Here is a 14484-nt window from a genome sequence, read left to right on the forward strand (position 1 = left end):
TATCAAATTTCGTTTTTGCGACGAGCCTTAAGCCATCTATCGGGATAGACCTGATTACAAGCTGTCTCATAATCTTGCCTATCGCATGGTAATAACGTGTGTTGTTTTAATTTATTATTAACATGAGAAATAAATGGCAATTCTATCCACCATCTACCAGTATTTGTAGACTTATAGAATATAAGTACCTGATCATCAATAGGAACTTTATATACAATACAATCTTTGGTCACGTCCTTTGGGTACTCAAAACTTCTTAAATTATAACCTTCAATAAAATACCAAATCATTTCGGCTACCAACTGTGCCCCTGTATTTCTCTCATTATTGATCTCAAAAATTCCAAATACCTTTAATCGATCACTTATGCCAGAATATCTCGATAAACTGCAAATTTGTTTTCCATTCAGCCCGTTAGGATTCGCTTTCGCGAAAGCGAGATCACCAGCACGCACCACACTCATATCAACACCTACAACATCAGCATCTCTCAATACTGGTTCTGCGAGTGTACTATCTTCATCTAAGTGACCTAAACGAATGGCATCAAAATACATTCTCTCTAAAAGATCAATTTCTTCTTGAGAGTTAAAATAAGTCTGAAACCCTAGATTACTATAATTAAATAAGTTGTAAGGCTCCACAGTAATCATTTTACCAATGTAGCTGCGAGATGAAATAGGAAGATCAATATCGCCTAAATCAAATCTACAATCTACGTTCACCACATTTATCATATGCTGAAATTCATCAAATGCTCTATAAATGGGGTACATTAAATCCTGACTTCCTCCTAAAAATATAGGTATGATAGAAGATCGCAATAAATGCTCTGTCAACTGTCGCACCACGTAGTAAGTGTCTTCTACCGTTTCACCAGCGTGAACGTCTCCTAAATCTGCCATAGGGCTGGACCAGTTACCGGGATAAAGTTCATAGAATTTTTCTCTAGCAAAATCTAGAGATTCCACTTGAAACAAAGCATTTGCATCACGACGGTTTTCTAGAATACCGATGATAACAATTTGTACATCGTCTAGAACTGGCAAACCTTCATTTACCGTATGCAGTTTAATGGTAGACGCAATTGTATGCTTAGGTTGCATCTTTACATGAGCAACTAAGGCTTCACTGAGAGGTTTTAGAAAATCTAAAGCCATTTTATAAAATTACTTTTTTGTAGTTTTCTTTTTGGCTGTCGTTTTTTTCTTAGCTGGAGCTTTCTTTTTAGCCGCTGCTTTTTTCTTAGGCGCTTTCTTAGCTATAAGTTCTTGAGCTTTCTCTAAGGTTATTTTCAAAGGATCGATATCTTTAGACAACTCTACTTTTGTTTTACCTTTAATAATGTTATGCCTACCCCAACGAGCCTTTTCTATGCGGATTCCTTCCTCTTCCCAATCCACGATAAGTTTATCTTTCTCCTTTTGGATTTTTTCTTTTATCAGCGTTTCAATATCGTCATTTGATAAATTATCAAAATCATATTTCTTATTTACTGAAATAAACATTCCTGCCCACTTGATATAAGGACCAAAACGACCAACACCTTTAGTAACGGGCTGCTCATCATACATGTATATAGGAGCATCTGCTTTTTCTTTCATTTGAATAAGCTCTGCTGCTCGTTCAAAAGTAAGTGTCATAGGATCATCATCTTTCTCTAAGCTAACAAAGGTCTTACCATTGAATTTCACATAAGGCCCGAATCGACCTTGAGCAACCTCAACAGGATGTCCATTGTATTCTCCTACTGTTCTAGGTAATTTAAATAAATCCATTACCTCATCGAGAGTAATTGTATTTAAATTTTGAGAAGGCAGTAAACTAGCAAACTGTGGTTTTTCTTCATCTTCTACACTTCCTATTTGAGCCATGGCACCAAATCTTCCTAACCTCACACTTATAGGCTTGCCGCTCTCTGGATGTGTTCCTAAAACTCGTTCTCCTACTTCACGTTCTGCATTTTCGGCTACGTCTTTTACTGTAGGATGAAAACCTTTGTAGAAATGGTTCATCATGTCGGTCCACTCCTCTTTTCCTTCGGCAATATTGTCAAAGGACTCCTCTACCTTTGCAGTGAAGTTGTAGTCCAACACATTTCCAAAATGCTCTACTAAGAAATTATTAACCACTCGACCTACATCAGTAGGAATCATTTTGTTTTTATTAGATCCTGTTTTTTCTGTAAGCGCCTTTTCTGAGACTTTATCTTTACTTAGAGTGAGCTGCACGTAATTGCGTTCCTCACCTTCAGACTGTCCTTTTTCTATGTATTTTCTATTTTGGATTGTAGTAATAGTAGGTGCATAAGTAGATGGACGACCTATTCCTAGCTCTTCTAATTGCTTTACGAGAGAAGCTTCAGTATATCTATAAGGAGGTCTTGTAAAACGCTCTGTTGCTAGAATGCGTTTGTTTAATAAGTTCTGTCCTACTTTAAGATCTGGTAAAAGACCTTGTTGCTCTAAATCTTCGTCGTCGGTACTTTCTAGATAAACTTTAAGAAAGCCTTCAAACTTTACGATTTCTCCACTTGCTGTAAACTTCTTATCATGCTTGTCTGCAGCGATAGTAACGTTAGTTCTTTCCAGCTTTGCGTCACTCATTTGACTTGCAATCGCTCTCTTCCAGATCAACTCATATAATTTTACCTGATCACGATCTGCTCCAGAGCTGTGTAAAGCAAAATTAGTAGGTCGTATCGCCTCATGTGCTTCTTGAGCGCCTTTAGACTTTCCTTTATAGTTGCGTTCCTTATGAAACTCGTTACCGTATGCTTTTTTAATTTCTTCTTCAGCACCTTTTTTTGCTTCATTACTCAAGTTAACAGAATCTGTTCTCATATAAGTAATCAAACCTGCTTCATAAAGGCGTTGTGCGAGTTGCATCGTACGACTTACGTTAAAAAACAATTTGCGTGATGCTTCTTGTTGTAAAGTAGATGTGGTAAATGGCGGAGCTGGAGATTTTTTAGCTGGCTTTTTAACCAAGTCAGCTACCTCAAATTTTGCTCCTTTATTTTTATCTAAAAACTCTTTAGCAGCCTTCAAGGACTTTAGGTTGCTAGGTAATTTTGCTTTCAGTAACGCCCCATCACCTGTATTGAAATCGGCATCAATTCTAAAAAAGTTATCCGACTTGAAGTTTAATATTTCATCTTCTCGCTCCACGATCAAACGCACTGCAACAGATTGAACTCGACCAGCACTTGCACCGCCTTTTACCTTACGCCATAGAATAGGAGAAATTTCATATCCTACAATACGGTCTAAAACTCGTCTTGCTTGTTGCGCATTTACAAGATCGTAATCTATAGTTCTAGGATTATCGATAGCATGCTGTACAGCACTTTTTGTAATTGCATTAAAAACAATACGCTTGGTCTTTTCTTTCTTTAAATCCAGCTGCTCTGCAAGGTGCCATGCAATAGCTTCTCCTTCACGGTCCTCATCACTTGCTAGCCACACAATATCAGACGCCGCAGCAAGTTTTTTAAGCTTACGAACTAAATCTTTCTTATCGCTACTTACTACATATTTAGGAGCAAAATCTTTGTCAACATCAACTCCTAATTCTTTAGAAGGTAAGTCGGCAATATGACCAAAACTGGATTCTACTTTAAAATCCTTTCCTAGAAATTTTTCTATTGTTTTTGCCTTTGCAGGCGACTCTACTATTACAAGATTCTTTGCCATTAAGCTGCGATTTTTGGACTGCAAAGGTATGTGATATTTTTTTTAAGTTTACAAATAGCTGCAAAACAACTAGTTAAAAAGCTAAAAATAATTTTTAAACCGTTCAGGTCTTGACGGTTAAGAAATAAAAGCTTTTACGAGAAACATCATCTTACCCCATTCAACTTTATCAGTTCTTGTTTTTGATGTGTTCCGCTTTCGCGAAAGCGAGATAAAAATAAACCCATTACAGGTAGGATTTGAGAACCTATTTCGTACTCCTGGTTTTTCTTATCTACGCTTCTAAAAACATCATGCTGACATTGTGTCATAAATTATTCAAATAGTATATCTTTGCATCGATATTTAAGATCATGATTGATGGAAAAAGTAATTGAAGAAGAAAAGCAAGGAACTGCGGTAGTTTTAGAACATAATGCGCAAAATACTCGCAAATTATATATAGAAAGTTATGGATGTCAGATGAACTTTTCTGATAGTGAAATCGTTGCGTCCATTCTAGCTAAAGAAGGTTTCAACACCACAAATAACATGGAAGATGCTGACCTAGTTCTTGTGAACACCTGTTCTATAAGAGACAAGGCTGAGCAAACTGTGCGTAAAAGACTGGAGAAATACAATCGCGTTAAGAATAAAAAGAACCCTAATATGAAAGTAGGTGTTCTAGGCTGTATGGCTGAGCGATTGAAATCTAAATTTCTTGAAGAAGAGAAAATTGTAGATATGGTTGTAGGACCAGACGCCTATAAAGATTTACCAAATCTTGTTGCAGAGATTGATGAAGGTCGTGATGCCGTGAATGTTCTTCTTTCTAAAGAAGAGACTTATGGTGATATTGCTCCGGTAAGATTAAATTCTAATGGAGTAACCGCTTTTGTATCCATTACTCGTGGTTGTGATAACATGTGTACCTTTTGTGTAGTACCATTTACTCGTGGACGTGAGCGCAGCCGTGATCCACAATCTATTCTAGAGGAGGTAAATGATTTGTGGAATAAAGGTTTTAAGGAAGTAACTTTATTAGGTCAAAATGTAGACTCCTATTTATGGTATGGCGGTGGTCTTAAAAAAGACTTTAAAAAAGCGAGTAAAATGGCAAAAGCAACCGCTGTAGATTTTGCGCAATTGTTGCATAAAGTGGCAAATGCGCAACCTGATATGCGTGTAAGGTTTTCAACTAGCAATCCACAAGATATAAGTGACGATGTGTTGCATGCTATTGCTGCTCACAGAAACATTTGTAATTACATTCATTTACCTGTGCAATCTGGAAGTGATCGTATTTTGAAAGAAATGAATCGCTTGCATACTCGGGAAGAATACATGAGATTGATCGATAGAGTACATGCTATTATACCAGAATGTGCTGTTTCTCAAGATATGATTACAGGTTTCCCTACAGAAACTGAAGAAGACCATAAAAATACCTTGAGTCTTATGGAATATGTAAAATATGACTACGGCTTTATGTTTGCTTATTCTGAACGACCAGGAACAATGGCTGCTCGTAAACTAGAAGATGATGTACCTGAAGATGTGAAAAAACGACGTCTTAATGAAATCATCGCAGTGCAAAGAAGAACTGGTCATGAAAGAGCACAATACTTTGTAGGTAAAACAGTGGAATGTCTCATAGAAAAAGAGTCTAAAAAATCAGACCAACAATGGGCAGGACGTAATACACAAAATTATGTGGCTATTTTTGATAAGGAAGATTACAAAGTAGGTGACTATGTGATGGTGGAGATTACAGACTGTACCAGCGCAACCTTAATAGGTAAAGCAATAGGTTATAGCGATATGAAAGGACCTCTAACTTATGAAACCTTATAATATGGAAAGTGTACAAGCCATAAAACAACGTTTTGAACTTATAGGTAATGACCCTGGATTTAATAGAGCCATAGAAAAAGCTTTACAAGTTGCTCCCACAGATATTTCTGTTTTAGTGACTGGGGAAAGCGGTGTTGGAAAGGAAAGTATTCCTAAAATAATTCACTCGCAATCCTTTAGAAAACATGCTAAATACATTGCGGTAAACTGTGGTGCTATTCCAGAAGGGACAATAGATTCAGAATTATTTGGTCACGAGAAGGGTGCTTTTACAGGAGCTACTTCTACTCGATCAGGTTATTTTGAAGTAGCCGATGGCGGGACCATATTCCTTGATGAAGTAGGTGAATTGCCCTTACCAACTCAAGTGAGGCTTTTACGTGTTCTTGAAAATGGAGAATTTCTCAAAGTAGGATCTTCTAATACTCAAAAAACTGATGTGCGCATCGTGGCAGCAACAAATGTCAAGTTGTTTGACGCTATTGAAAAAGGAAAGTTTAGAGAAGATTTATATTACCGATTAAGTACTGTAGAAATAGATTTGCCTCCTCTAAGAGATCGCAAAGGAGACATTCATTTGCTATTCAGAAAGTTTGCAAGTGACTTTGCAATGAAATACAAAATGCCTACCATAAGACTAGATGAGAACGCAGTTTCTATGCTTTCTAATTACAGGTGGAGCGGTAACATCAGGCAACTAAGAAATATAGCTGAGCAAATAAGCGTTTTAGAAAAAGATAGAGAAATCAATGCTACTAAATTGCGCAACTACCTACCTGACGCTGGAAAAAATCTACCAGCAGTTATAGGGGGCAAAAAGAATAGCGATAGTGAATTTGCAAACGAGCGTGAGATCCTATATAAGGTATTGTTTGATATGAAAAACGATCTCAACGACTTAAAAAAACTCACTAATGAACTTATGGAGAACGGTAACGCAAGTCATGTTAGGGAAGAAAACCCCAACCTGATCAAGCGTATTTATGGCAACCATAATGACAGCGAGCAAGATTATGAAGAGGTTATAGATAACGCTTATGATTTCAATCAAGAAGAGCAAAAATCCACTACTATTTCATCAAATAATGAATCAAGTCCTTATGTTGAGCCTGTTCAAACCACTGGCGATCGATATGATTTTGCGCAGGAAATTGTAGAAGAAGAATCACTTTCTTTAGCTGATAAGGAAATAGAATTAATAAAAAAGTCGTTAGAAAGACATAAAGGAAAAAGAAAAGCCGCAGCAGATGATTTAGGTATCTCAGAGCGAACTCTTTACCGTAAAATAAAACAATATGATCTTTAAGGAAATTCGGTTTTTTATATTAGTAATTATCGCACTAAGTTTAAATTCTTGTGGGTTTTACAGTCTTAGCGGCGTTACTATTCCTGATAATATCAAGACATTTCAAGTAGATTATTTTGGTTATCAAGCGGTATTAGTTGAGCCAGGATTAGAAAGAGACTTCACTCTTGCTCTTCAAGATTTAATTAACGACCAGTCCAGATTAAGTCTTACACCTAGAAATGGTGATTACATTTATCAAGGTGAGATTACCAGATTCTACATCGCACCTATGACAGCTACTGCAGACAGTAGAGCTGCACAAAACCGAGTTACTCTAGAAGTAAATTTAAGGTTTACCAACACAAAAAACGACGAAGAAAGCTTTGAAAAAAAATACAGTTTCTTCTTTGACTATGATGCTAATGCCCAGTTGCAAGGCAGTACTCTAGAAGCAGCAAAAGAAGTGCTATTTGAGCAAATTACCCAAGATATTTTTAACGACACATTAGCCAAATGGTAAACACTGCCCGTATTAACGAAGTGATTGCACATCCAGAGTCCATACATGTGGACCATATTAGTATTCTAGAAAAAACACTAGAAGAATACCCTTATTTCCAGTCGGCTAGAAGTTTGTATTTGAAAGGATTGAAAAACCAAAACAGTCCTCTGTATAATCGCGAGCTTCAAAAAACAGCTGCACATACTACCGATAGATCTGTGCTATTTGATTTTATTACCTCAGCATCCTTTTCACAAAATGAAATAAGCGATCACATTAAAAATCTACAACTGCAAGATTTAGAAAATAGCAATGATGACTCTTCTCCAGTAGAAAAAGTGATTACGGTTATTCGAGAAGAAGATTTTAATGCCAACAAAGATTTTACAAAGATTACCGACAAAGATTTATTTGAAAAGAAAGAAGAAACATCGATTATTGATGAACCACTTGATTTTGATAAAAACGAGACGCACAGTTTCTCTACGTGGTTACAACTTACCACATTGAAACCCATTGACAGAGAAAATGAGACAGCTCTAGAGAAACAGTCTGAAGCAGGTAAATACAAAGTAGAAAATGAAGCTCCTCAAATAAAACCAGTGATTCAAGAAGTTGATGATCGTGCTAGAAAAATGGCAAAAATTGATCAATTTCTCGCTGAAAAACCGAAAATAAAACCTCGCAAGGGCGCAAATAGCGCCATACAAATCTCTATTTCTAATGAAGATCCGAGTCAATTCATGACAGAAACTTTAGCAAAGGTTTATCTAGCGCAGAAAAACTATTCTAAAGCTTTAAAGGCTTATGAGATTTTACTATTGCAGCATCCAGAAAAAAGTGGTTTATTTGCAGACCGAATTCAGGAAATCAAGAATTTACAAAGTAATAACATATAATGACAACATTTTATATCTTTTTAGGACTCATCGTTTTAGTATCCTTTCTACTCGTAGTAGTGATTATGGTACAAAATCCTAAAGGTGGTGGATTATCATCTAGCTTCGGTGGTGGAGGAACTCAACAATTAGGTGGAGTAAAGAAAACAGGTGACTTTTTAGACAAAAGTACTTGGGTACTTTCTACAGCGCTTTTAGTACTTATTCTTTTAGCGAGTACAACTCTTATCCAAGATAAGGCTACAAATACTATTGATGTAACCGATCCAAATGCTGTTGAAGTTCCAGCAGAGGTTCCTGCTCCAGCAACGACTACAACAGAAGAAACTACTTCAGACTCAGAATAGTTCTTACAACATATAACTGACAAAATATCCAGCTCTTAAGGCTGGATATTTTTATTTACAGCAGTTTTGTCAGTGAAAAAGAATTGGCATATTTATGGAAATAGAGCCAGTATATTAATCAAAAACACATTTTTTAAAATGGCATTAAATATTCAACCTTTATCAGACAGAGTAGTAATAGAACCTGCACCTGCTGAAACGAGAACCGCTTCAGGTCTTTATGTACCAGACACTGCAAAGGAAAAACCTCAACAAGGAAAAGTAGTAGCAGTAGGAAAAGGGAAAAAAGATCATGATATGACCGTAAAAGTGGGTGATACTGTGCTTTATGGAAAGTATAGTGGTACAGAATTAAAATTAGACGGTAGCGATTACCTCATCATGCGAGAAGACGATATTCTAGCGATAGTATAATCGATAATTAGGAAATAAATTCTAGAAATTAGTTTCATAAATCCGCTTTCGCGAAAGCGGAACAAAAACAAACAAAATGGCAAAAGACATAAAATTTGATATAGAAGCAAGAGATGGTATTAAACGTGGAGTTGATGCACTTGCAAATGCAGTTAAAGTAACATTAGGCCCTAAAGGTCGTAACGTTATTATAGGAAAATCATTTGGTGCTCCCGTAGTAACTAAAGATGGTGTAAGTGTTGCTAAAGAAATCGAGCTAGAGAACGAGCTGGAGAACATGGGCGCGCAAATGGTAAAAGAAGTAGCCTCAAGAACTAATGATCTTGCAGGTGATGGAACGACTACAGCAACTGTACTTGCTCAAGCAATTGTAAAAGAAGGACTAAAAAACGTTGCTGCCGGCGCAAACCCTATGGATTTAAAACGTGGTATCGACAAAGCTGTTGAGGCTATCGTAAAAGATCTTGAAAAGCAAGCAAAAAAGGTAGGCGACTCTAGCGAGATGATCAAGCAAGTTGCTTCTATCTCTGCAAATAACGACGAAGTAGTAGGTGATTTAATCGCTAAGGCTTTTGGAAAAGTAGGTAAAGAAGGTGTAATCACTGTTGAGGAAGCAAAAGGAACTGAAACTTATGTAGATGTTGTAGAAGGAATGCAGTTTGATCGAGGATATCTATCTCCTTATTTTGTTACTAATTCTGAGAAGATGACTACAGAGTTAGAAAACCCATACATCTTGTTATTTGACAAGAAGATTTCTACAATGAAAGAATTGATGCCAGTTCTTGAGCCAGTTGCTCAAACAGGTAAACCACTTCTTATTATTGCTGAAGATGTGGACGGTGAAGCTCTTGCAACACTTGTAGTAAATAAATTAAGAGGATCACTTAAGATCGCTGCTGTTAAAGCACCAGGTTTTGGAGATCGTAGAAAGGCAATGCTAGAAGACATCGCAATTCTTACTGGTGGTACTGTAATCTCTGAAGAAAGAGGATTTACTCTTGAGAACACTACTCTAGAAATGCTAGGAACTTGTGAAAAAGTTGATATTAATAAAGACAACACAACTCTTGTTAATGGAAGTGGTTCAAATGATGATATTAAATCAAGAGTAGGACAGATTAAATCTCAAATCGAGAACACTACCTCTGATTATGACAAAGAAAAACTTCAAGAGCGTCTTGCAAAACTTGCAGGTGGTGTTGCTGTCCTTTACGTAGGTGCAGCTAGTGAAGTTGAAATGAAAGAAAAGAAAGATCGTGTAGATGATGCACTTCACGCAACTCGCGCAGCAGTTGAAGAAGGTATCGTTGCTGGTGGTGGAGTTGCTCTTGTAAGAGCAAAATCAGTTCTTTCTAAAGTAAAATCTAACAATGCTGACGAAGAAACGGGAATTTCTATCGTTGCTCGTGCTATAGAATCTCCATTGAGAACTATTGTTGAAAATGCAGGTGGAGAAGGAAGTGTCGTAGTTTCTAAAGTTCTTGAATCAAAAGGAAACCATGGTTATGATGCCAAAAACGATAAGTATGTAGACATGCTTAAAGAAGGAATTATCGATCCTAAAAAAGTAACTCGTGTTGCTTTAGAAAATGCAGCTTCTGTTTCTGGAATGATTCTTACTACTGAGTGTGCTCTTGTAGAAATTAAAGAAGATGCTCCAGGTGGTGGAGGAATGCCAGGAGGAATGCCAGGAGGCATGGGCGGAATGATGTAATATCATTTTCCAGTAATTAACATTAAGCCATCTCATAAGAGGTGGCTTTTTTTATTTCTCGCTTTCGCGAAAGCTTCATCAGTAAAACTCTCTGCTAATTGTATAGTTATTCGTAAGAAATAGCTTCTAGTTAACGCCTTGTTAAGAAATAATGAATTTTATGATAATATATTTAGGCATCAAATAAAACTCTAACTACATGCGTACAATCAAAATGTTAATGATGTTGCTTCTTGCAGCCTCAGTCACAACAAGTTGTTCTATTTTCCAAGGAAAAAAGAAAGCTCCGGCAAAAAAAACTGCTTCGGCCAAAAAACCTAAAAAAGGCGATATTCAGCCATATTCTAAGGTGATTACAAAAGAAGCTAAAAGTGATGAAGGTTTATTTACCGTTCATCAGGTAGATGACAAGTATTTCTATGAAATTCCTGACTCTCTTTTTGAAAGAGAAATGCTCATGGTAACTCGTATTGCAAAAACTGCTTCTGGATTAGGTTTCGGAGGTGGTAAACAAAATACACAAACACTAAGATGGCAAAAGAAAAACAAAGATGTTCTTCTTAGAGTGGTGTCTCATCAAGTAGTTGCAGCAGACTCACTTCCTGTAAGCATCGCAGTGGAAAACTCTAATTTTGAACCTATTCTATATTCATTTCCTATAAAAGCAATAAAAAAGGATAGTGTTACTAATAATACTGTAATAGATGTTACCGACTTTTTTACAAAAGATGTAAAAGCTATCGGCTTCCCTCAGAGAGCGAGAAGAAATTACAAAGTTAGTAGGCTAGACGATTCACGATCCTACATAGATACCTTAAGATCATATCCTCAAAATATTGAATCTAGACATGTGAAAACTTATCTTTCTAGTGATCCTCCTTCTAATAGTAGTGTTCAATCTATTTCCTTAGAAATGAGTAACTCTATGATTCTTTTACCAAAGGAGCCTATGAAGAGACGCTATTTTGATCAACGCGTGGGATGGTTTGCTAGAGGGCAACAAGACTATGGACTAGAAGATCAAAAAACTAAAACAGTTACTTATCTAGACCGATGGAGACTAGAAGTTAAAGATGAAGACATTGCTAAATTTAAGGCCGGCGAGTTAGTAGTGCCTAAAAAGCAAATCGTTTATTACATCGATCCAGCGACACCGGTAAAGTGGAGGAAATACATCAAACAAGGAATTGAAGACTGGCAAGTTGCTTTTGAGGCTGCAGGTTTTAAGGAGGCTATTATCGCAAAAGATGCTCCTACTAAAGAAGAAAATCCTGAATGGAGTCCAGAAGATGTTCGTTATTCTACTGTAAGATACTTGGCCTCTCCTATTCCTAATGCAAATGGACCTCACGTAAGTGATCCTCGTTCTGGTGAGATTCTAGAAAGTGATATCAACTGGTATCACAATGTAATGACTTTATTACATAACTGGTTCTTTATTCAAACTGCAGCAATCAATCCAGATGCTCGAATGAATAACTTTGATGATGCAGTTATGGGTCGTTTGATACGTTTTGTAAGTGCTCACGAAGTAGGTCACACTTTAGGATTGCCTCACAACATGGGTAGTTCTATCGCATATCCTGTGGAGAAACTAAGAGATCCTGCTTTTACTAAGGAGTTTGGTACAGCACCTTCAATAATGGACTATGCTCGTTTTAATTATGTGGCTCAACCAGAAGATGGTGACGTGGCATTAATGCCAAATATAGGTCCTTATGACAAGTATGCTATCATGTGGGGTTACAAGCCTATATTAGACAAAACTGCAAAAGAAGAAAAAAGTGTTCTTGACTCTTGGATTCTAGAGAAAGCTGGAGATCCAGTTTACAGATTTGGACGTCAACAGCGTGGAGTAATCGATCACACTTCTCAAACTGAAGATTTAGGTGACGACTCCATGCGAGCAAGTGCTTATGGTATTAAAAACTTAAAGCGTATTGTTCCTAATTTAGGAAAATGGACTGGTGAAGAAGGAGAGAACTATGATGAGTTAGAAAACATGTACGGACAGCTGGTAGGACAGTTTAATCGTTATATGGGTCATGTAACCGGAAACATAGGTGGAGTTAAGGAAACTTACAAAGCCTATGGTCAAGAAGGAGCTGTTTATGAACATGCTTCTAGAGACAAGCAAACTCGTGCGATGGCATTCTTAAACGAGCAACTTTTTGACACACCAGAATGGCTTATTGATCAAGATATCTTCAATAAAATAGAATCTGATGGTGGAATAGATAGAATACGTAGTATTCAAGTTAGAACATTGAACAATGTACTAGATTTCGGTCGTATGGCTCGATTAATGGAGAATGAAGAAGTAAACGGAGACGATGCTTACGGTTTATTAGAAATGATGACTGACTTAAGACAAGGTCTTTTCAAAGAGCTTCCTAGAGGTAGAACTATTGATCGTTACCGTCGTAATCTACAGCGTGCTTATGTGGAGAGACTAGAGTTTATTATGAACAACGAACAACCTAGAATACCTGCGGCTTTTAGAAGATTTGTTTCTCAAAGTTCTGTTGATGTAGTTCAAAGTGATATTAGACCTATTGTACGTGCAGAATTAACTACACTAAGAAGAGATGCAGCTAGAGCAGCAAATCGAACTAGTGATAGACTTTCAAAAATTCATTTGCTAGACTTAGTAGAACGTATCGATATGATTTTAGATCCTAAGTAGTAAGATCTTAATTAAAATTCAAAAGCCGGTTCTTTTCAGAATCGGCTTTTTTATGTTCAATAGCTTAATAAAAAAATTACTGATTGATCTTAGTTTTAGAAATAAAGTAAAATCCTGGAACTAGAATGAAGAGTAAAATAGGATGTATTAAAAATCTTCTTGTATAAAAGAGTCCCATTTTAATCCATTCATAATCTAAATTACTAAGTATTAAAAACGCAACACTTAGAATAATAAAAGCAAATAGATAAACCCATAAGGCAGCTTTTATAAACTCTCTCTTTTTATAAAGAAACCAAATTATTACCAGTGATAAAGCTAGATTAAGGCTATATCTAAATATGGTCGACACGATATAACTTAAAGACTTAAAATCTGGCAGTTCATAAATTTGAAAATTAGATTTGAAATATGCTATAAACGGATCGTTGAACAGAACATTTTCAAATATCCTAACACAAACTAATCCTACAACAGCTAAGGCGATAAAAAATATAGAGCTAGCTTTTTTCATTACGAGCCGTTTTTGAATCCTTGATCCAGTAAATCCATAGCAACACTACTGCTCCATAAATTACTGAAGGAAAAATAATATCATGTGCAACATCTGAATAGTCACTGTAACTATAGAAAACGATTCCTAGAATAACTAATCGTATGAGATTCACGATATAAATAAACAGAATCCCAAATAAAATAAACAATAGTGTTTTCTTGAAACCTCTTGCAAAAGCGACTACAAACGCCGTAAAAAGTATCATGACACTGATAGCATTACAACCTTCTATTATCCTATAAAGTACAGATTCATCAATAAAAACTAATACCGAAGGATGACCTACAGAATTTAAAGTTTGTGCGTTATATCCCAACAAGATTAATAGCTCTTGAGTTTGATAAGCTATTTGAGCTGTAACAGGATCTGGATATAATTGTGAGCTCCATTCTAAGTCTAGAAAAAAGTAGTATAAAATAGAGAAGCCTATGTATAATACTGCAAACGTAGCTACAAACTTAAATATGGGATAATAAGGCTTAAGCGATTTCAATTCGTTTAATTTTAAAACAAAGTTAGCCAATAAAACAAAACCATAACCTAGCTT

The 14484-nt window shown here is 36.3% G+C and carries 13 protein-coding genes; 8 read left to right on the forward strand and 5 right to left on the reverse strand.

The window, feature by feature from the left end:
- Positions 1 to 2: 2 nt before the first annotated feature.
- The 3 genes from DDD_RS04060 to DDD_RS17930 all read right to left on the reverse strand — a co-directional run bounded on the left by DDD_RS04060 (position 3) and on the right by DDD_RS17930 (position 4006).
- Entirely contained in the window at positions 3 to 1160 is a 1158-nt protein-coding gene (locus DDD_RS04060; protein WP_015361489.1) for a formimidoylglutamase, read from the reverse strand.
- A 9-nt stretch (positions 1161 to 1169) separates the two neighbouring features.
- Positions 1170 to 3695, reverse strand: coding sequence for a type I DNA topoisomerase (gene topA, locus DDD_RS04065; protein ID WP_015361490.1), 2526 nt, complete (start codon positions 3693 to 3695; stop codon positions 1170 to 1172).
- A gap of 146 nt (positions 3696 to 3841) precedes the next feature.
- Positions 3842 to 4006: a hypothetical protein gene (locus tag DDD_RS17930; RefSeq protein ID WP_015361491.1), complete on the reverse strand. Its 165-nt coding sequence runs from the start codon at positions 4004 to 4006 to the stop codon at positions 3842 to 3844.
- Positions 4007 to 4055: 49 nt separating this feature from the next.
- Between DDD_RS17930 and miaB the strand changes: the two genes are divergently transcribed.
- The 8 genes from miaB to DDD_RS04105 all read left to right on the forward strand — a co-directional run bounded on the left by miaB (position 4056) and on the right by DDD_RS04105 (position 13381).
- Positions 4056 to 5528 carry a tRNA (N6-isopentenyl adenosine(37)-C2)-methylthiotransferase MiaB gene (miaB, locus tag DDD_RS04070; RefSeq protein WP_015361492.1) on the forward strand — a complete coding sequence of 491 codons (1473 nt, stop codon included), beginning with the start codon at positions 4056 to 4058 and terminating at the stop codon, positions 5526 to 5528.
- Between the two features lies 1 nt (position 5529).
- Positions 5530 to 6834, forward strand: coding sequence for a sigma 54-interacting transcriptional regulator (locus DDD_RS04075; RefSeq protein WP_015361493.1), 1305 nt, complete (start codon positions 5530 to 5532; stop codon positions 6832 to 6834).
- On the forward strand, positions 6824 to 7336 hold the full coding sequence (lptE, locus tag DDD_RS04080) for an LPS assembly lipoprotein LptE (protein ID WP_015361494.1): 513 nt from the start codon (positions 6824 to 6826) through the stop codon (positions 7334 to 7336). The genes DDD_RS04075 and lptE overlap by 11 nt, the downstream gene beginning before the upstream one ends.
- Complete coding sequence (locus DDD_RS04085; RefSeq protein WP_015361495.1) at positions 7330 to 8217, forward strand: hypothetical protein; 888 nt, start codon at positions 7330 to 7332, stop codon at positions 8215 to 8217. The genes lptE and DDD_RS04085 overlap by 7 nt, the downstream gene beginning before the upstream one ends.
- Positions 8217 to 8564 (forward strand): preprotein translocase subunit SecG, encoded by a 348-nt coding sequence (gene secG, locus DDD_RS04090; RefSeq protein ID WP_015361496.1) that lies wholly within the window; start codon positions 8217 to 8219, stop codon positions 8562 to 8564. Before DDD_RS04085 ends, secG begins: the two co-directional genes overlap by 1 nt.
- 138 nt (positions 8565 to 8702) lie before the next feature.
- Positions 8703 to 8978 carry a co-chaperone GroES gene (locus DDD_RS04095; protein ID WP_015361497.1) on the forward strand — a complete coding sequence of 92 codons (276 nt, stop codon included), beginning with the start codon at positions 8703 to 8705 and terminating at the stop codon, positions 8976 to 8978.
- A 76-nt stretch (positions 8979 to 9054) separates the two neighbouring features.
- On the forward strand, positions 9055 to 10695 hold the full coding sequence (gene groL / locus DDD_RS04100; protein ID WP_015361498.1) for a chaperonin GroEL: 1641 nt from the start codon (positions 9055 to 9057) through the stop codon (positions 10693 to 10695).
- Between the two features lie 199 nt (positions 10696 to 10894).
- Complete coding sequence (locus DDD_RS04105) at positions 10895 to 13381, forward strand: zinc-dependent metalloprotease (RefSeq protein WP_052329253.1); 2487 nt, start codon at positions 10895 to 10897, stop codon at positions 13379 to 13381.
- 76 nt (positions 13382 to 13457) lie between these two features.
- Here DDD_RS04105 and DDD_RS04110 read toward each other — a convergent pair whose 3' ends face one another.
- Positions 13458 to 13895 carry an exosortase F system-associated membrane protein gene (locus DDD_RS04110; RefSeq protein WP_015361501.1) on the reverse strand — a complete coding sequence of 146 codons (438 nt, stop codon included), beginning with the start codon at positions 13893 to 13895 and terminating at the stop codon, positions 13458 to 13460.
- On the reverse strand, positions 13882 to 14430 hold the full coding sequence (xrtF, locus tag DDD_RS04115; protein ID WP_015361502.1) for an exosortase family protein XrtF: 549 nt from the start codon (positions 14428 to 14430) through the stop codon (positions 13882 to 13884). The genes DDD_RS04110 and xrtF overlap by 14 nt, the downstream gene beginning before the upstream one ends.
- Between the last annotated feature and the right edge of the window lie 54 nt (positions 14431 to 14484).

The organism is Nonlabens dokdonensis DSW-6 (assembly GCF_000332115.1).
GTDB lineage: Bacteria > Bacteroidota > Bacteroidia > Flavobacteriales > Flavobacteriaceae > Nonlabens > Nonlabens dokdonensis.